This window comes from Leptolyngbya sp. FACHB-711 (genome assembly GCF_014695615.1).
Lineage (GTDB): Bacteria > Cyanobacteriota > Cyanobacteriia > Elainellales > Elainellaceae > Leptolyngbya_A.
Map to the genome: position 1 here is coordinate 1 of NZ_JACJOR010000527.1, position 17,810 is coordinate 17,810.

General features: G+C 50.3%; 21 protein-coding genes. 13 read left to right on the forward strand and 8 right to left on the reverse strand.

Annotated features, from left to right (window positions below; genetic code table 11):
* Positions 1 to 289: 289 nt before the first annotated feature.
* The 5 genes from H6F80_RS25885 to H6F80_RS25905 all read left to right on the forward strand — a co-directional run bounded on the left by H6F80_RS25885 (position 290) and on the right by H6F80_RS25905 (position 3,173).
* Entirely contained in the window at positions 290 to 853 is a 564-nt protein-coding gene (locus H6F80_RS25885; protein WP_190794395.1) for a Uma2 family endonuclease, read from the forward strand.
* A 94-nt stretch (positions 854 to 947) separates the two neighbouring features.
* Positions 948 to 1,118, forward strand: a complete 171-nt coding sequence (locus tag H6F80_RS25890; RefSeq protein WP_199296840.1) for a Rho termination factor N-terminal domain-containing protein — start codon at positions 948 to 950, stop codon at positions 1,116 to 1,118.
* Positions 1,119 to 1,387: 269 nt separating this feature from the next.
* Positions 1,388 to 1,987 carry a MiaE family protein gene (locus tag H6F80_RS25895; protein WP_190794396.1) on the forward strand — a complete coding sequence of 200 codons (600 nt, stop codon included), beginning with the start codon at positions 1,388 to 1,390 and terminating at the stop codon, positions 1,985 to 1,987.
* A 126-nt stretch (positions 1,988 to 2,113) separates the two neighbouring features.
* On the forward strand, positions 2,114 to 2,521 hold the full coding sequence (locus H6F80_RS25900; RefSeq protein ID WP_190794397.1) for a hypothetical protein: 408 nt from the start codon (positions 2,114 to 2,116) through the stop codon (positions 2,519 to 2,521).
* A gap of 19 nt (positions 2,522 to 2,540) precedes the next feature.
* Complete coding sequence (locus H6F80_RS25905; protein WP_190794398.1) at positions 2,541 to 3,173, forward strand: GDYXXLXY domain-containing protein; 633 nt, start codon at positions 2,541 to 2,543, stop codon at positions 3,171 to 3,173.
* Between the two features lie 49 nt (positions 3,174 to 3,222).
* On the opposite strand, the gene H6F80_RS25910 is transcribed toward H6F80_RS25905, so the two are convergent.
* Positions 3,223 to 4,143, reverse strand: a complete 921-nt coding sequence (locus H6F80_RS25910; protein WP_190794399.1) for an ABC transporter ATP-binding protein — start codon at positions 4,141 to 4,143, stop codon at positions 3,223 to 3,225.
* Between the two features lie 545 nt (positions 4,144 to 4,688).
* Between H6F80_RS25910 and H6F80_RS25915 the strand changes: the two genes are divergently transcribed.
* From H6F80_RS25915 to H6F80_RS25925, 3 genes are all read left to right on the forward strand, one after another.
* Positions 4,689 to 5,141, forward strand: coding sequence for a DUF2267 domain-containing protein (locus tag H6F80_RS25915; RefSeq protein WP_190794400.1), 453 nt, complete (start codon positions 4,689 to 4,691; stop codon positions 5,139 to 5,141).
* 368 nt (positions 5,142 to 5,509) lie between these two features.
* A complete protein-coding gene (locus H6F80_RS25920) occupies positions 5,510 to 5,743 on the forward strand; it encodes a DUF433 domain-containing protein (protein ID WP_190794401.1) in 234 nt (77 codons plus the stop codon).
* Positions 5,740 to 6,081 carry a DUF5615 family PIN-like protein gene (locus H6F80_RS25925; RefSeq protein ID WP_190794402.1) on the forward strand — a complete coding sequence of 114 codons (342 nt, stop codon included), beginning with the start codon at positions 5,740 to 5,742 and terminating at the stop codon, positions 6,079 to 6,081. The genes H6F80_RS25920 and H6F80_RS25925 overlap by 4 nt, the downstream gene beginning before the upstream one ends.
* 215 nt (positions 6,082 to 6,296) lie before the next feature.
* Here the strand turns inward: H6F80_RS25925 and H6F80_RS25930 are convergent, their stop codons facing one another.
* Both H6F80_RS25930 and H6F80_RS25935 read right to left on the reverse strand, forming a co-directional pair.
* Entirely contained in the window at positions 6,297 to 6,824 is a 528-nt protein-coding gene (locus H6F80_RS25930) for a DUF2867 domain-containing protein (RefSeq protein WP_190794403.1), read from the reverse strand.
* A gap of 236 nt (positions 6,825 to 7,060) precedes the next feature.
* Positions 7,061 to 7,390, reverse strand: coding sequence for a hypothetical protein (locus tag H6F80_RS25935; RefSeq protein WP_190794404.1), 330 nt, complete (start codon positions 7,388 to 7,390; stop codon positions 7,061 to 7,063).
* A gap of 564 nt (positions 7,391 to 7,954) precedes the next feature.
* Here H6F80_RS25935 and H6F80_RS25940 point away from each other — a divergent pair.
* The 3 genes from H6F80_RS25940 to H6F80_RS25950 all read left to right on the forward strand — a co-directional run bounded on the left by H6F80_RS25940 (position 7,955) and on the right by H6F80_RS25950 (position 10,819).
* Positions 7,955 to 8,224 carry a hypothetical protein gene (locus H6F80_RS25940; RefSeq protein WP_190794405.1) on the forward strand — a complete coding sequence of 90 codons (270 nt, stop codon included), beginning with the start codon at positions 7,955 to 7,957 and terminating at the stop codon, positions 8,222 to 8,224.
* 211 nt (positions 8,225 to 8,435) lie between these two features.
* Positions 8,436 to 10,130, forward strand: coding sequence for a transglutaminase-like domain-containing protein (locus tag H6F80_RS25945; protein WP_190794406.1), 1,695 nt, complete (start codon positions 8,436 to 8,438; stop codon positions 10,128 to 10,130).
* A gap of 140 nt (positions 10,131 to 10,270) precedes the next feature.
* Positions 10,271 to 10,819, forward strand: coding sequence for a DUF6714 family protein (locus H6F80_RS25950; RefSeq protein ID WP_190794407.1), 549 nt, complete (start codon positions 10,271 to 10,273; stop codon positions 10,817 to 10,819).
* Between the two features lie 74 nt (positions 10,820 to 10,893).
* Here H6F80_RS25950 and H6F80_RS25955 read toward each other — a convergent pair whose 3' ends face one another.
* The gene (locus tag H6F80_RS25955; RefSeq protein ID WP_190794408.1) at positions 10,894 to 11,856 is read right to left on the reverse strand and encodes an SPFH domain-containing protein; all 963 of its coding nucleotides are present in this window, start codon (positions 11,854 to 11,856) and stop codon (positions 10,894 to 10,896) included.
* Between the two features lie 340 nt (positions 11,857 to 12,196).
* On the reverse strand, positions 12,197 to 12,634 hold the full coding sequence (locus H6F80_RS25960; protein WP_190794409.1) for an NfeD family protein: 438 nt from the start codon (positions 12,632 to 12,634) through the stop codon (positions 12,197 to 12,199).
* A gap of 223 nt (positions 12,635 to 12,857) precedes the next feature.
* On the opposite strand from H6F80_RS25960, the gene H6F80_RS25965 reads away from it, so the two are divergent.
* On the forward strand, positions 12,858 to 14,822 hold the full coding sequence (locus tag H6F80_RS25965; protein ID WP_199296841.1) for a protein phosphatase 2C domain-containing protein: 1,965 nt from the start codon (positions 12,858 to 12,860) through the stop codon (positions 14,820 to 14,822).
* 69 nt (positions 14,823 to 14,891) lie between these two features.
* Positions 14,892 to 15,914, forward strand: coding sequence for a phosphoribosylformylglycinamidine cyclo-ligase (gene purM / locus H6F80_RS25970; RefSeq protein WP_190794410.1), 1,023 nt, complete (start codon positions 14,892 to 14,894; stop codon positions 15,912 to 15,914).
* A 127-nt stretch (positions 15,915 to 16,041) separates the two neighbouring features.
* On the opposite strand, the gene H6F80_RS30490 is transcribed toward purM, so the two are convergent.
* The 3 genes from H6F80_RS30490 to H6F80_RS25980 form a co-directional block, all read right to left on the reverse strand.
* Positions 16,042 to 16,167 (reverse strand): hypothetical protein, encoded by a 126-nt coding sequence (locus tag H6F80_RS30490; protein ID WP_277879270.1) that lies wholly within the window; start codon positions 16,165 to 16,167, stop codon positions 16,042 to 16,044.
* 1 nt (position 16,168) lies between these two features.
* Entirely contained in the window at positions 16,169 to 16,474 is a 306-nt protein-coding gene (locus H6F80_RS25975) for a hypothetical protein (protein WP_190794411.1), read from the reverse strand.
* A gap of 166 nt (positions 16,475 to 16,640) precedes the next feature.
* Entirely contained in the window at positions 16,641 to 17,603 is a 963-nt protein-coding gene (locus H6F80_RS25980; protein WP_190794412.1) for a pentapeptide repeat-containing protein, read from the reverse strand.
* Positions 17,604 to 17,810: the final 207 nt, after the last annotated feature.

The following is a 17,810-nucleotide window of genomic DNA, read 5'->3' on the forward strand; positions in this document are numbered from 1 at the left end:
GATAGAAGGGAGTGCGAATAAGTGCGATCGGCAGTGATATCCAGCTAACCCTGCAATGCAGACGGACTGCTGGCTCAAGCGTCGGCATTGCGTTTTAGGGTACTTGCAGCCGCTGATTTTTACCGTCGGATGGCTTGGGTTACTGACTGGGGTAGAGTAGTTAACTTGTCTTACTAGTTTTTAAGATTAAGTAGCTGTAACTCTTCTGTAGACCAGCACTATGCCTCATCCAGTTTCTAGATAGAATAGAGATTAGTTTCTGATCTGGCAGATGGAGAGGTAAACCCAAATGGTACAAACACCATCTAAAACACTGACATTGGCAGAGTTTTTACAATTACCAGACACGAAACCTGCAAGTGAATATATTGATGGTCAAATTATTCAGAAACCAATGCCCCAAGGGAAACACAGTGTTATTCAAGGGGAACTTGTACCTGCTATCAATGGAGTAGTTAAGTCTAAGCGTATTGCTCGTGCATTTCCTGAGTTACGCTGCACCTTTGGTGGTCGTTCAACTGTTCCTGACATTGCAGTTTTTCTTTGGAACCGGATTCCCCGTGATGAGAATGGAGAGGTTGCCAACACGTTTCCTGCTGCGCCAGATTGGACAATTGAAATCTTGTCTCCTGATCAAAACCAAACAAAAGTAACGAAGAATATCCTTCATTGTCTGCGGTATGGAACCCAAGTGGGTTGGTTAATTGATCCAGATGAACAAACCGTGTTTGTCTATCGCTCAAAACAAGAACCTGAAGTGTTGGATGAGCCAGATGAAGTTATTCCGATACCATCGTTTGCAAGTGAGCTACAGCTTACAATCAAAGATTTGTTTGCTTGGTTATTGGAGTAGGACTTGAGTAGTTTCCAGCTAGCTAACACTGCCTTGGTACGGACGGAACAGAGGTTAACGGTGAGAATTCAAAGTTATCTGCCGCCGCACAACTTTGCCCTTATCTGTCTTCTCAGCCGATGTAGATACAGTCACTGATGCTGGCATTCTCGAAATAATGGCAACGGCTGACTTAAAGGCAATGGCGAAGAAACGAGGAATTGCTGGTATCAGCCAAATGAAAAAGGATGATTTTGTTGAGGCGTTGAGTATTCCCTTGAAATAGCTAGATTATGAATACTTGAGTTTAGATTACTGGCCCGATCGCCCATCTCACAGCCTAGCAAGCGCGTTCCAGCAGAATAAAAGAAGTCCTCGGTGCTGAGTTTAATGTTACTTCCTACCGCTGAGCGCAACCGTTATACTCCTGTATTCCCTTAAGGAATCTATCCAGAGGGAAAACTGTCTCATGTCGCGTCGGCTGTTACGATCGCTACTTTTAAAGTAGCCATAGATAAAATAGGCATAGATCCATCACCGCATGAATAGAACTCGATGACCGCTTCTTCGCTGACGACAATCAAGTTTTTGCAGCATCCCACCTCTGAGGCGTGGATTCAGCAGGCGATCGATCACCTGGACGTGATTTTGCTGGATCATTCCCATTGTGAGCGCAAAGCGGCGGGCGTGGCATTGAATTTGATGTTTCGCTATCCGTCGAGCCACAAGCTGGTGAGAGCGTTGACTGCCATTGCTCAGGAAGAGCTAGAGCATTTTGAACAGGTAAATCAGTGGCTCGATCGTCGTCAGATTGCCCTTGCCCCCTTATCTGCTCCGCCCTATGCGGCTGGGCTGAAAGCTGAGATTCGGAAAGCTGAACCCGATCGAATGCTCGATTCGCTGCTGATTTCCGGGCTGATTGAGGCACGTAGCCATGAGCGATTGGGTTTGCTAGGGCTGCACTGTCCTGAGCCAGAACTCGCCAAATTTTATCGGGGACTGATGGCATCCGAGGCACGGCACTACGGCGCATACTGGACGCTGGCAATCACCTATTTCGATCGCGACCTTGTGAATCAGCGCCTGGAGGAACTGGCGATCGTTGAAAGTCGTCTGCTGGAAACCCTTCATCCCGAACCGCGAATTCATAGCTAGCCCAACCTCAAGCAGTCTTAAAACTGGCACTCCTCCCGGTTCAGCAGGAATGCGAAACGTTAGGATGCAGGTAGAAACCTTCCCGATCGCCGCGAATTTATCTGTATTGGTGAGGGAGGAGAACTTATGAAACGACCTGTTCGATGGCTTGCAATTCCCGCAGCACTGGCAGCACTGTTTAGCCTGGTTCCTGCTGCTCACAGTAATCCTGTGCGAACTCCCCTGGCTGCGCCCGTTACCGTGACTGGAAGTTCGGGCGGTTCGCAGTCGAGTCAGTGTGGGTTTATTCCCGGTAGTCCAAACCAGGTGGTGGTGGTCAACCAACCCACATCGCTTCGTTTTAAGCTGCAAGGACAAGGACAGCCCACTCTGCTAATTCAAGGTCCGGTCAATCGCTGCGTGATGGCAGATCAATTTTCGGGCGGCATGATTGATGTGCCGGGTGTGTGGCAACAGGGAACCTACTCGGTATTTGTGGGCGATCGCGCTCAGACAAGCCACCCCTACACCCTCTCGATTACGCAGATCAACTAGTTCGTTTCATTGGTTTGAAATGTACACTGCTGAGAGAATCGTAAGCATTAGAAAGTCGATCCCGCTGCGGTTTGCCGCAACGCTGCTGATCCAGGCGGGGTTGATTGCGACGATTCCGGCTCAGGCAGTCTACACGCATCTGACGGGAAAGCCGATCGTTCTGCAAACCCTGCCCGTCGATCCCTACAACTTGCTGCAAGGCTATCACCTCACCTTCAGCTATCAAATTGCGAATTTACAAACGCTGGAAAAGCTTCCCGGTTGGGAGACGATCGCCCCGCAGCTCAACCCCCAGCCCAAAGCCGGAGATAGCTCCTCGACGCTAGATTTGCCCAGCACAAGCTTTTATGTGATTTTGCAGTCGCCCGATCAGATTACTCAGCCGCCTCAGCCCTGGAAACCCGTTGCCGTGTCCGATCGCTATCCCACTCGGCTTGAGCCAAATCAAACTGCGATCCAGGGTATTTATCAGCAGGGAACGGTGCGCTATGGGCTAGAAACGTATTACATCCCGGAAGATCAGCAGGTTGATCTGAATCAGCAGCTTCAACAAGTTGGGCAGGCATCGATTCAGGTTGAGGCAAAGGTGGGTACAGACGGGCATTCTGTGCCGCTTGGCTTTTGGGTCGATCAAGAGCGGTATCAGTTCTAGCCGCTCAACTCTTCTTTAGGGATTGCAAAGTTATTCAGTTGAGATTCTTCTAAGCGGCTTTGCTTTGCCGCAAAAACTTGAGGAAGATCTCAGTCAGGTTTGCCTCATCTCGCTCTAGCCGTACGATCGCCGCAGGTTTCAGGATATCGAGCACCGGGTAAAGCAACTGCGAATCTCGCACATAGACAAAGCGATCGTCCATTGTGCCGCCCAACGCTTCGATTTTGCTGATTTGAGTCGGGGTTAAATTTTCGGCTAGCTCGATTGTGTATGCCGTGCCAGAAAACTGCCGGATTAGCTCCGCTGTTGGCTCCTCGACAACGATTTCGCCCCGGTTGATGATTGCCACGCGATCGGACAGTTCCTCGGCAATATCAAGCTGGTGGGTGGTAAGCAGAATCGCTCGCCCTTCCTGGGCAATTTCGCGCACGAGCTGTTTGACTGCCTGGGTTGCTTCCACATCCAATCCTAGAGTTGGCTCATCAAGCAAGAGCAACTGCGGATCGTGAATCAGGGCAACGGCGATCGCCAGCTTTTGCTGCATCCCCCGCGATAGGGTTTGTACCAGTGCTCGTCGTTTTTCGACCAGATCAAACCGCTCTAGCAGTTCTTTACCGCGCTGTCGGGCAACCTTACGACTCAAACCGCGCAATACGCCAAAATACTCCAGATTTTCCTGAGGGGTAAGCCGCCAATAAACGTTGCGATTGCCTTCCAGCACTGCCCCGATCGATCGCAAAGCCCACGGATCACGGTGAGGATCGCGCCCAACAATTCGCACTTGTCCGGCATCAGGCAAAATCAGCCCGGCAATCATTTTGATCGTTGTTGTTTTGCCTGCCCCATTCGGACCCAGAAATGCCAGCACTTCCCGTGAGGCGATCGAGAGAGACACATCCTGCACTGCAACGGTCGGTTTTTTACGGTCTGGATAGGCTTTTCGCAGGTGGTGCGCCTCAAGGATGTTCATCAGGTTCAGCAAAGATTGAAAGATTCTCAGAATTTGCAGTATAGCGAGGGCGATCGAGCGTTAACAACCTCCACAAGGGTAGCTTCCGGCTATCACAACAAAAAATTAGGGCTGTCGCTAAGGCTGGATTCCGCATTTTTGTTGGCATTTCAACAGTTTTAATGCGATCGCCCTCCTTTGCTACTGCGACCGCTCACAGTCCTTCTGTCGTTCTACAGTCGAATTGCAACCTAATTCTGTGTTAATGCGATCGCTTGCAATTAGATTGCGACTCGATACATTGCCATTGCGAGCACTCACAGTTCTTCTGTCCGCTCTACAGACGAATTGCAACTCAATCCAGTGTTAATGTGATTGCTTGCAATTGGATTGCGACTCGATACATTGCCATTGCGATCGCTTGACTCCACTCATGCTCCAAACAACTCTGTCAGAAGATTGATGGGGCATTCCTTTTTAACTTGCAACCTGTAATAGGAACCTTACAAATTAGCTCACACCAGATTGAACTAATTTGATTCTTTTTCAAATTGTAGTGAGAGATTATGACACAGCAAACACACCGACAACAGCATGCATTTCTTGAAAAAGTATTAGAGCGGAGTAGTTTGGAAACGATTAATGATGCTCAACGGGCGACAAATATAGTCTTCCGAATTTTGCGAGACATGATGTTAAATAAAACAAGTGACAAGATTGAAAAGGAACTCGAAGAAAGAGCACCTGAATCCGAGCATGAAGTGGTAGACCTTTGGCAGGATCCTAACGTGATGGTTGCTTTCTTCAGTCGGATCAGTCCTGCACAAGACCTACATATTAAGCCAAAAACTTTCATGTTGCGCCTCAGAGAAGAAGGTACTTTACCAGAAGGGGTTCCTCCAGAGGAGGTTACAGCGGCAGTGTTCTCAGCTACGAAAGAAATCTTATCTGAAGAACGGAACCAAGAGATTGCTGCATTACTTCCAGGTGAAATTCGACAAATTTGGGAGCGTTCCTAATTAATTTTAGGTAGCAGTTCTCAGTACAGGACAAAAAAATAAGAGTTCTGGTTTTTGTCCTGTACCTAGGTAGCAGTTAGTAATGACGCATCAATCGCTTTGACTTCAATGGTGCTGGTAAGCGATCGCGCTCATAACAACTGTTGGGAAACACTGCACAATCGTTGAACTAGATTGGCTTTATCACAGAAGTACCACCCTCGCTAATAACGCAGAGGGCTAACGTTGTCCATCACCCGCCGCAAACAACCTCAAACGCACAACGAATACCCTCTCGACGATCGGTGTGCATGGGCATTGTGAGGTGACGAACGTTGCATCACTAATCGGTAAGATAGAGATAAACGAAGTAACCTGCAGGCACCCTCATGAATTCAACGACTGGATTGCTAACCCGCATTACCCAAACCCCTGGTCAATGTGGTGGTCGTCCATGTATTCGAGGGATGCGAATTCGAGTCACCGATATTTTAGAAATGTTAGCCGAAAATGTTAGTGTTGCTGAAATCTTAGAAGACTTCCCCGACTTGGAACTGGCAGATATTCAAGCATGCTTGCTCTTCGCTGCACGACGCACTGACTTTCCTAGATTGACGGCATGAAAATTTGGGTTGATGCTCAACTGCCTCCAACACTAGCAAATTGGCTGACGAACACCTTTGGCTTAGAAGCTGCTGCCCTGCGGGACTTGTCACTTCGAGATGCTCAAGATATCAAAATTTTTGAAGCAGCACGAGCTGAAAACGCTGTGATTATGACAAAAGACAGCGACTTCATCGACCTGGTATGTCGCTTAGGAACACCTCCCCAGATTTTGTGGCTAACCTGTGGCAATGTCACGAATCGCTATCTGCAACAATTGCTGACCGCTACTTTGCCTGATGCGTTAGAACAACTACGGCAAGGAGAAATGATTGTGGAAATCAGCAATGCTCCTTAAATCACTCATCGGCAAAGCCAAAACATCACCCTACAGATAACACTCTGATAACTTGACCTCGGATACTGACAAGTAGCATTGGAGTACTTTCATGACTGAGAACTCAAGCTACCTAACGACGCCTATCACCCGCCGCAGATAACCTCGGATACTTCACAGATACCTTCTCAACGGTCGACGTGCATTGGGATTGTTATGCCGTTTCGCCTAATGCATCACTTAATTGAACGCTCCAATCCATATCTCATCATGACTGGAACAATGATCTTATGTACTGGTCTAACCGGAACAAAGTAAGCTCGACCCAGCCAGTTATTGAACTTGACCACAGTTGAAACAACAACCCAGCATTTTTTCTCCTCACGCTCTAATTGGATCGAAACCCGGTAATCTAGATGCTTATCATCTTCGCCGAGCATAATCTCTTCGTTCTGCCTACGATCGAGTATCTCGAATGCGCCGACTGCTGTTCCTGGTTGAAGTTCTTCCTGACTAATGGATGGAATTGCATCAATCGATGTCTTTAGACCAAACGGGCGAACAATAACATTGCGGAGTTCCAATAATTGCGCGACCCACTGCGGCATTGTCAAGAAGATTGCTCGTGTCACTGAATCTATGTTTTGAGGTTGATCTTCTGGAAGCTGACATCTAAACGCATCAGCAAAATCGAGGCGTGGTAGCGATCGCACAGCTAGACTGGTGCTGGGAAGATCGATTTCTTGGACAACGATTTTTTCCATTTGTTCGCCTCCTCAACCTGGAAGATTGCTTCAACGATACTCTTCGGATTACCACCCCAGCCCTGAACTCAAGCAAGTTAATTTTGAGTACCAACCGATAGCGTCTTAACTGCGTGCCCGCTCAAAACTTGCGGCATAACAACTATGGTCAGCGGCGGCAAAAAGATAGGTCGTATGCGAGAGGTCTTCGTGCTGTGCGCTATACCAACGTGTTAGGCAAGACAGACTTGACTTTATTATGATGCATCAATTAGCCGACGCAGCCTTTCCTTTTCTGCCTTTAGGTCATTTTTCAATTTTGCTATTGCTTGCTCAGTTTCCTCTAACTTTGATAGTGAATCATCTATCATTTTTGAGGATTGTTGCAGAGCTTTTGGAACTTCTTGACTTTTTCGCATCGATTCTTCCAAGTACTCAGAATCAGAAGCATCAATGTCTAAAGAAGAACCTATTTGCTGAAACATAATAGGATCTATAAAGTCAGAGCGAGATTTGATACGTTCAAGTACCTGTATTACGTCATCAAGGTCTGTCCGAAATCTATCTAGAAAACCTCCTGAATTCATTCCTTAATCTCCTTGCTATAAGTTACGATGAATTGATGGCCGAAGCTAATTCTACCGGTAGCAAACAAATATGATCGTCTTGGCTCTGAGCCTAACAATTTATTATAGGGACCCTATCTGTCTATCTCCCCGTATTGAGTAAATCAACAGATTCTCTGCTGGATGTTCCCCCTAAATCCGGGTTTAAGCAGCAAGGCTGCTAGATATCTTGCTCAGTTGGGTTGGATAAACAGCAAAGTTCTGGATATCTGTCTTTGATCAATCACGATCGCCCGAAAGACCAGTATTGCGACCAAAGAAAAACTTTGATACGGTTGGGATGGCTCTTTTATTGCAACGAGTGAGCCACCATCCTCTAGAGATTGACTGAGGGAGTTTAGATTACCACACAGGGTAAATTCGATCGCTGACTAAGAGTGCTACCAACACTCAAAGCCAGCTAACCTCCCGGACTGGTATAGGCAGTCTGAAAGGCTAGAACGATTATAAGTTCTGGCTGCTTCAGTCATGTTTGAAAGTCTTCAAGTTAGTCTCTAGGGTTTCTTTACCCTAGGAGATCTGAATATGACGTATCCCACCGAGCCGCAAACGGCTGTCGGTCAAATTTTGCCCGCGCGATTTGAGCGAGAAGCGGTCAACATTCTGCTGATTGGCAATCCTGCTGCCGTGGAACAGTGTGTGATTGAGCTGGAGCGCAAAGGCTTTTGTGACAGCTATGCCTGGAGTCCGGCTTTGCCTTTACCCGAAAATGCTTCTGTCATCAAACCGCAACCTGGAGCGGTAATGCGAGTGTATAAACGCTGGTATCCGCCTGCACAGCGCATTCCGTTATAGGGGCGATTTTTACATTAAGGGCGATCGTTTATAGATAGGGGCGATCGTTCTTTGTGGCAGGGATTGTTTTTTAGAGCACTCTGCCACCACTCATCCCCAGTCAGATCGAATCGCTTCTATCTAATGACAGAGACAGACTGTATCCGTAAGTGCCTGTTCAATAGCAGAGATTTGTTTATGATTGGGGGAATCACCGATCGCCCTCGATGCTATGCTGCTGGACTCTAGTTTTTCGACTCGTCAATTTGCTTCTACCCGCCCAGTCGATTATCTGCGGCGAACCGTGCGTCCGATCGGCGTATATGCGTTGCGGGGGTTAGCGTCAGACGGAACGCGGTTGCTTGCGCTGGATACGGTGCGCGGCTATGTGGTGGAAGTAGACTGCGGTAGCGATAATACTGCGGTTGTGAATCCGCTGAAAGTGAAGGATTTTCAAGATGCTGCAGGGCTGGCACTAGCAGACGATCGCCTCTGGTTCACGCAGAAGAATGACGTTTTCTGGTGCAGTTTGACCGATTTTGAGCCGCAGCATTTTGTCAGCCTGCCCTACGATGCGAATGGGGTTGCAGTTTGGCAATCGACGGTTTATGTCACCTGTCAGAAGGCAGGCTACCTGATGATCTTCGATCGCAAAACGGCACGCCAAATCACCAAGTTTCCGCTGCCGGGGGTTGGGGCAGAAAACATCACGATTCGAGATGAGGAACTGTGGCTGTGCGACGACGAGGAACGTACGGTGTACTGCCTGGATCGGGCAACGGGCGAGGTGCAGTTTAGCGTTTTAACGCCCTACGATAAGCCGTCTGCCCTGTCGTTTCATCCCCATCCGCAAACCGGGGAACCCATTCTCTATGTGGCTTATGCGGGAGAGGAAATGTACATTCGCGACAATCCCAACGATGCTGAAAGCCCGCAAGAGCTAGCCGTTCGCGATCGCACCTTTATTCATCCGCTTCATTTCTGCTATTACCCCGATCGCAACTTTGCCCTGTCGAATGGCTATCTGGTGGAAATGGCCTATGTCGAAGAGCTGTCGCCCCTGGAAGAAGTGACACTGACCCATCTCGAATGGCGAATTGCCATGCCTGCGACGACCGATCGCCAGAAGGTGTTGAGCGTAGAACCCGTTGGGATGCCCTTTACAGAGGAAATCGAGAACGGACAGCACGTTGCGGTGTTTCGGTTCGATCGGCTGGCGGCCAACGAGGGGCGCATTTTTGGCTGGAAGGCATTGCTGGAAGTGCGGGGAATCAAATACCAAGTCACGCCGCGCCAGGTGGAGAAAAGTCAGCCCCTGCCTCAGGAGTTGGCCGATCGCTATCTGGTCGATGATGATGACCTGGCAATGGATACACCCATGATTCAGCAGGCAGCCCGCGAGGCCGTCGGCAGTGAAACCAATCTGCTGCGAAAAACGCTGAAGATTCGGAACTATGTGTACGATCGGATGTCCTACGGCATCAAGCCGCATATCGACACGCCGGATGTCGCCCTGGAGCGAGGAGTGGGTTCCTGCGGTGAATATGTAGGAGTTCTGCTGGCTTTGGCACGGCTCAACGGCATTGCCTGTCGCACGGTGGGTCGCTATAAGTGTCCGCCCGACCCCGATAAGCGAAATGTCTCCTTGGAACCGGACTTCAACCACGTTTGGGTCGAGTTCTACATTCCCGGCTTTGGCTGGCTGCCCATGGAATCGAACGTGGATGATGTGAACGAAGGTGGACCTTATCCGACTCGATTCTTTATGGGACTACCCTGGTATCACGCTGAGATTGCTAAAGGCATTACGTTTGAATGGATCACGGCAGCAGACTTGCCTGACGATGTGTCGATCGGCGATCTATCCCTGAATCACGTTCGGTTCACCATCCTGGAAGAACTGCCCCCACCCGAAAAAAACGATTAAGAGAGAGGATAGGTTAGCGCAGCGCACGCATCAGCTTTAGAAAATGGTGAACCTTCAAAGTCATTAAGGAGAACAATCCTGAAGCAATTCGTGCGCTTTTTGGTGTTGAATTTGGGATTGAGAAACTGTTTGTTTCAAGTATGCAAAATACGGAGAAAGTTAAAGCTCAAATTCGAGCCGCCTTTGCTCAGGTTGAATATCCCGGTGATTGGTGTCTGAGGAGAAGCAATGAAGGCGACGAACCATTTTTGCTGGAACAGGAGTTTAAAGGAAAAGATAAATGGGAAGTTCTTGATCCCAAATTTATTGATCAGGCTCCGGGTGGTTTTGCCTCGGCATTAAGCTTCTTCTCGGAGGAGGCATTTCGCTTTTACATTCCCGCTTATCTGATTGCCGATATTGATGAATGTTTGCAATACAGCAACCCAATTTTTCACCTGACCCACGGTCTTACGAATTCCTCTCGAAACGATCGCATTAATCCAAGACGTTATGGAGATCGAACCTGGTTTGACCACGCCCAGCACCGATTTTCGGTTTTTACTCGTGAGCAAGCAGCGGCGATCGTGGCTTACTTAACCTTAAAGCGAAACGCAGAGAACATTATTGAATTTGAGCAACAGCAAATTGATGAAGCCCTCAAAAACTACTGGTATCAGAGGGCTCCGACTTTGGAGAATTTTGAATGAATCGGAAGTCTTCCACGCATGAAGGGTTGGGGGACTGCAAGGCAGGTTGGAGCGCGGGGATTGCTTCTCTCAGTTCAGCCTTTGCCGTTCGATCGATCGTCTGAAATCATGGCGCGGATGCTTTCCACCGAGGCGGTGATGCTGCGCGGGTCAATAAACATGACTTTGCTGCTGTCGCTGGTTCCGATCGTCTTGCCCATGTCCATGTAGTTCTGCGTCATCAAGAATTGCAGAGCCTCGCGGGCATTGGGGTCAGATTGCAGCGTTTTGCCGATAATTTGCAGGGCTTCAGCCGTTGCCTGGGCTTTGAGGACTTGCTCTTGACGGGCAGCCTGGGCACGCAGAACGGTTGCTTTTTGTTCGGCTTCCGCCCGCAGCAGCAGGGATTTTTGCTGTGCTTCGGCATCCAGGATTTGCGCTTCGGCTTTGCCTTTGGCGGAGTTGACCGACGACTCGCGATCGCCCTCCGAAGTCAGGATTGCTGCCCGTTTGCGACGCTCTGCTGACATTTGCAGTTCCATCGACTCCTGCACCGCCTTCGAGGGAATGATATCGCGCAGTTCCACCCGAGTAACTTTCACGCCCCAGGGATCAGTAGCAATATCTAAATCGCGCAGCAGCAGTTCGTTAATTTCAGAGCGAGCCGTAAAGGTTTCGTCGAGTTCGAGTCTGCCCATCTCCGATCGAATTTGGGTCAGCACCAGATTTACCATCGCCGATTGCAGATTTTCCACCTTATAAAAGGCGCGTTCCATATCGACAATTCGCCAGTAAACTACCGCGTCCACGGTAATCGAAACGTTATCGCGGGTAATGCAAGTTTGGGGCGGAATATCCAGCACTTTTTCCCGAATTGTTTCCTGGTAGGCAATGCGATCGATAAACGGAGCCGTCAAGTTAAATCCGGGAGTCAGTTTGCGGTTATAGCTGCCCAATCGCTCGACCAGAGCTTCATTTCCCTGGTTCACAATTCGCACGGAACCTGCAATGCCTGCGCCGCCCAGTGCCAGTGCGATAAAGGCGAGAAAAGCTTCCATTTTTAATACTCCTTATCCAGATGGATTGAAATTGAATAATTCGAATTGAGGTCAGTCGGAAGATGAGGGGATGGGGAGGGGCAAGTGAAACTTGTTTGCCGTTGCAACCGAGCGAAGCAGTTCTCTCTACGGGGTAATCGCCCTGAGTAACTTCTTAAAAAAGAACTTGCTGCGTAACTTCTGAGGGCAGCGAAGAACCCCTTTTTCCAATCGCCAGGCAACTTTGTTCAAGCTGCAAGGCAACTCCCCTCTAAGAGAATCAAATGTTTATCCCTAAATTCCCAATCGCCCTGCTTCATTCTTCTCAAAAAAGATTCTTAACTCCCATTTCCCCATCTCCTCACAGCCCCGATCGCAGCAAATTCTCAGGCATCACAATCAGCGTCGTACCGCGTCGCTCGACCACATAAACCTTCTGGTTTGCAGGAATGGTTAACCCTTCGTCGTCGCAGCGTGCCTGCCAGGAATTGCCTTCGTAGATGACCCGTCCGGTTTGACCGGGCAGGATAGGGGTGAGGGTTTGAGCCTCGCGGGTGTCCTGGATTAAGTGATGGGTTTTGCGGGGCAGCAGGCGACGAGTCAGCAGCGTTAGCACAACTGAGAGAATCAGCCATAGCCCGACCTGAATTCCCAGACTGGGCACAAATTGAGCCACGATCGCCACCAGGATCGCGCTGATGCCCATTGTTAATTCCACAAACGCAGTCGGCAGGATAAATTCCAGCACACACAGAATTACGCCTGCAATCAGCCACAGCATCGGAAGACTGAGCGACATATCCCCAAAATTCCCTTAGGTAAGGCGATCGTTCAACCCCGCTTCTGACAGAAAGATCAAGAATTATTTCGGAAGAAGCTTGCCAGAGTAGAGATCACACGATATACAAGAACGAATCTATCCTAGCTTGTCCGTTCTTTTGCTGCCCAGTCAGCTTACCCTTAGGGGGGAGTCAGGATTCAGTTTCAGGGTTTCAGTTCGTGTCGCCGTGAGCAGTGCTGTTATGCAGACGATTATGCAGACCATGCAAATTCAGTGTCCAAATCCAGAGTGCCGTCATCCTGCAAAGCTCACCGATCGGCAATGCGAGCAGTGCAATGCGCCAATAGTGCGTCAGTATCTCTGGGCAGTGGGCGCAAACGCAGATCAAATTCCGGTGGGAGCGATCGTGGGCGGTCGATATGCAGTGATCAGTCCCCGAATCTGGCTCGATACTCAGCCTGCTCAGTTGCCGGATGCGTCCTTGAATTTGCCGGATGCGGCTCTGCCCTACCTGCACCTCTATACCGATCGCCTGCATCTGCCCGGGCTGTATGACTTGTATGCTCAGGGTCAAACCGCGCCGCCGATTTTGCTGCTAGAGAATGCGCCAATGACGGCAGATGGCGTACTGCTGCCTACTTTGGCATCTCTCTGGTCGAGTGCAAGTCCGGTGCGTCAGTTGTACTGGCTCTGGCAGTTATTGGATCTGTGGCAGCCGCTCCAGCGCGAGGGCATGACGCGCAGTTTGCTGATGGTGGAAAATTTGCGAGTTGAGGGTTGGCGAGTTCGGCTGAGAGAGCTAATTGCGGATGAGATTGCCCTTGCCGTCACCGAATCCCCGGATATTGAATCCCCGGATTTAGATTCTCCCTTAAACGCTCCAATCCATGCGCCCACTCTGGTAGATTTGGGACAGTTCTGGCAGCCCTGGGCAGACGCGGCACAGCCAGAAATCAGGGAATTCCTACAGGCGCTCTGTCAGCAAATGCAGACCCTGGCCACTCCGGCAGAGCAGCATGAATTTCAGACGATCGCCCATCAGCTCAACACCCTCTTGCTGGAACAGGCGGCGCAACTTCCGCTTAAACTGACGATCGCCGGAGCCACCCATACCGGACCTCAGCGCACCCACAACGAAGATACCTGCTATCCCGATCAGTTTCAGTTGCTCACCAACGATGGACTGATGCCTTATACGGCGATCGTCTGTGACGGGGTAGGCGGACACGAAGGCGGTGAGGTTGCCAGCCAGCTTGCCTTACGATCGCTCAAGTCTCTGCTACGGGCGTTCTTTGCCGAAATTGCCGAACAAACAGAAGTCGTGTCGCCCACGGTGATCGCTCAGCAGCTTATCGAAGTGGTGCGAATCGTGAACAACCAGATTGCTGCCCAAAACGACGTTCAGGGGCGATCGATGCGGCAGCGCATGGGTACAACGCTGGTGATGGCACTGCAAGTTCCGCAAAAGCTTCCCACCGGCAGTAATTCCCATGAGCTTTATATCGTTCATGTGGGGGATAGCCGCGCCTATTGGCTGAATTCGCAGTCCTGTTTGCGGTTGACCACGGATGATGATGTGGCGGTGCGAGAGGTTCGCCTGGGGCGCAGTCTTTATCGAGAAGCACGGCAGCGATCGGATGCAGCAGCCTTGGTTCAGGCGATCGGCACACGCGGCGCAGATACGCTGCAAATTACCGTCCGGCGATTTGTGGTGGAAGAAGACAGCCTGCTGCTGCTGTGTTCCGATGGGCTGAGCGATCATCAGCGAGTTGAGCAATCCTGGAACGCGATTACTCAAGAAGTGATGCGCGGCAAAATGACCCTCGAATCTGCCGTCGAATCCTGGATCACGATCGCTAATGAGCAAAACGGACACGACAATGCCTCGATCGTTTTAATGCACTGTCAGATCAATCCTGCGATTCAGCTCTACGAACCGCGTCCTGCGATCGAGCCTCAGCCTGTCACTTCAGACGCTACACCCGAAACTGACTTAACCGAATCCTCTAGGGCACTGCTCTACGACGAATATGCTGACCCGGCTCCTTCGTCAGAAAAATCTGCTCCCCGTCCCTGGGCGATTGCGATCGGGCTGGTGGCTACCCTGGTGACTGCGGCGGCAATCGGGGTCGGAATCTGGCGCACGGCTGATCCAATCGGATTCCAGCAGACGATCGAGCGGGTCATTCCTACCAATCGGGAATGAGTCACCGATCGCCAGTACAATATCTTCTGCAAGATAGGATCTTCTGCAAGACAGGCGAGCAAGTAAATAATGGACTATCGACAGGCAGGGGTTGACGTAGAAGCAGGGCGGGCATTTGTGCAGCAGATTCGCACAATGGTCGAGCGCACCTTTCGCCCCGAAGTGCTCAGTGGCTTGGGCGGGTTTAGCGGCTTTTTCGAGCTGCCCAGCGGCTATCAGCAGCCCGTCTTAGTCTCTGGAACCGACGGTGTGGGCACAAAGCTTAAACTGGCGCAGCAGGGCGATCGTCACAACACGGTCGGGATCGATCTGGTAGCAATGTGCGTGAACGACGTGCTTACTTCTGGCGCAGAACCGCTGTTTTTCCTCGACTATTTGGCGACCGGAAAGCTGAACGGCGATCAGTTGACAGAAGTCGTCGCGGGAATCACCGAAGGCTGTCAGCAGGCGGGGTGTGCGCTGTTGGGGGGCGAAACGGCAGAAATGCCAGGGTTTTATCAGCCGGGGGAATATGACCTGGCAGGCTTTTGTGTGGGCGTTGTGGAGAAAAGTCGAATTTTGAACGGGTCGCAGGTTCAGGTCGGTGATATCGCGATCGGTCTAGCCAGCCAAGGGGTTCACAGCAACGGCTTCAGTTTGGTGCGAAAAATTATTGAAACGAGCGGACAATCGCTGGTCGATCGCCCCGCCATTCTGCAAGGCAAAACCCTCGGCGAGGAACTGCTGACCCCCACCCAGATATATGTCAAGCCCGTTTTAGCTGCGCTGCGATCGGGGCTGGAGATTCACGGCATGGCGCATATCACGGGTGGCGGGCTGCCGGAAAATTTACCGCGCTGCCTGGGAGCCAATCAGTCGATCCAGGTGAATGCTCAGAGTTGGACGGTTCCGCCGATTTTTGAATGGCTGGCAACGCAGGGGCAGGTCGATCGCCTGGAAATGTTTAACACGTTCAATATGGGAATTGGCTTTGTGGTGTTGGTATTGCCCGATCAAGTCGATCGCACTTTGGAGCATTTTCATGCGCAGCAGGTGTCTGCCTGGGCGATCGGCGAAGTGGTTTCTGGAACCGGAGAACTGTTGCTAAAGTAGCATTCTCTCTAAATTGTTGCTGATTTCTCTGTAATCCTATCAATTTCTCTATCTGCAATAAAATCTGCAACAAAAAGAAGGAAACGGTTTGCAGAACGGTAAGTGAATTCAGGCACAAACCGAGCTACTACTCGCTCGCTGCGCTGCTTTTACCAAAAATGTAGCCTACTACAGCCGTCAACGTTGCTGTCAGGGTCGATCGCGCCCAGTCCTGCCATTCCTGAGAATATTTCTTGTTGAGGAAAACTGTCACGCTAATAATTATTAGTGCACCCAATTATTAGTGCACCCACTAAAAGAACTCCTACCGCGTACAGCAGAAGCTCTTTGATTAAATCAGCCTGTGCCTTGCGCTCTTCTCGTCGCAGGCACGATCGACGCTCTTCCGGCGTTTCGGACTGAATATCAATTTTGATGTTTGCAGGATTGATCCCTAATTGCCGCAGGTAGTCGTCTGTGGATTCCACCGGAATCTGAGGATGCGCTGCCTGGGGTGGAACGCGTAATGGTGACCAATTCCCATAATCGATCGCCGTAACTAATCTAATGATGGAAACCAATTAATGGCGGTCGTTACTCCTACCCACAATGATTTTGTGCTGAGGTTTATCCAGCTATAGCTGAATCTAAGCTCATTATAGGCGCGTTAATTAAACAAAGAGTAAACAATTAATGCACAAAATTTATGTAGAAGTTCCGCTAGAAAGAGTAAAGTTCGCGTTCTGCCTAGCCCAGGAAGGCAAAAGGACTGCCGATCGCGTGGATAGATGCGGTGCGTGCCCCATTTGCCCAGCAGGTGCGCGTCAGAATGGCATTATCGAAGTTTGCGTTGTGCAATCGGGTTCCGGTGAAACTGGCATCGGTGAGATCAGCAGATTGAAAGCTTGTTCCCCACTGAACCGTCAGAGCTGTTACGGCTTGGCGAATCATTGAATGTTGTCCGTCACCCTTCAGAGCACGCCAGCACTGATAGCCTGTCAGCATTAGAACGCAAGGCACAACCGCCACGATCGAGGCAACGATGTGAGTGATAGCAACGGTAGAGGCAAACCCCAGGATAAACACCGCAATAATCAGAGCCGCAGACCCCATCCCGATCGCCGCCCATCCCCCAGTCGCTAGCACCGTTGCCGTCACAGTTGCGGCTAAGACGGTGAGAACGATCGTGATCGCGTTTGCAATCGCAAAGGCAATCGAGAAGGCGATTGGGTTGATCAGAGTTGCGATCAGGGGTCCAGTCGCCGCCACCGAAACCGCCACCGCAAAGGCAATCAGAAACAGACTGAAGCCTGCCTTTAACCCGTGCCGCGTTGAAACAAACGTATAGCCAATCAGCAGCAGCAGCGTTGTCCAACCTGCAATGATTTCTTCAAATCGGGTCGTATGAACACGGATCTCGAGATTGACGATCGTTCCCATAATGCCTGCTCCAATGCCTAGCAGAGCTGCTAGCACCAGCAAACCCAGCGTCAGTAAGATTTTGCCGCGCAACCGTAACCCGATTCTGGCTCCTGCAAAATTGGCGCCCCGCAGCACTGATCGCCGAAAAGTGGTGCCGCGTAAGTTTGCCTGAGTGAAATCTGCGCCCGACAAATCCTGTCCCTGGAACGACAGTCCACTCAGATTGAGCCTGCTAAAGTTGCGTTCGCCCTGCTGATATAGTCTTACAATTTCATCTGCTTCTACCATGTGACTCACCTCATGGATAAACTTGATGCATCCTGACTGGCGCAGGTAGTTCTACCAAATCCTGCCAGCCTTGATTGCTCGCTGCTCAATCGATGCTCAATACTCAATCTCAATTGATCATTACCCTGACTAATGCTTGTCACGTCAGCGATAGTATGCTTTGCCGCTAGCCTCTGGAACGGGTAGATGAGCAAGGAGGTAGGTGCA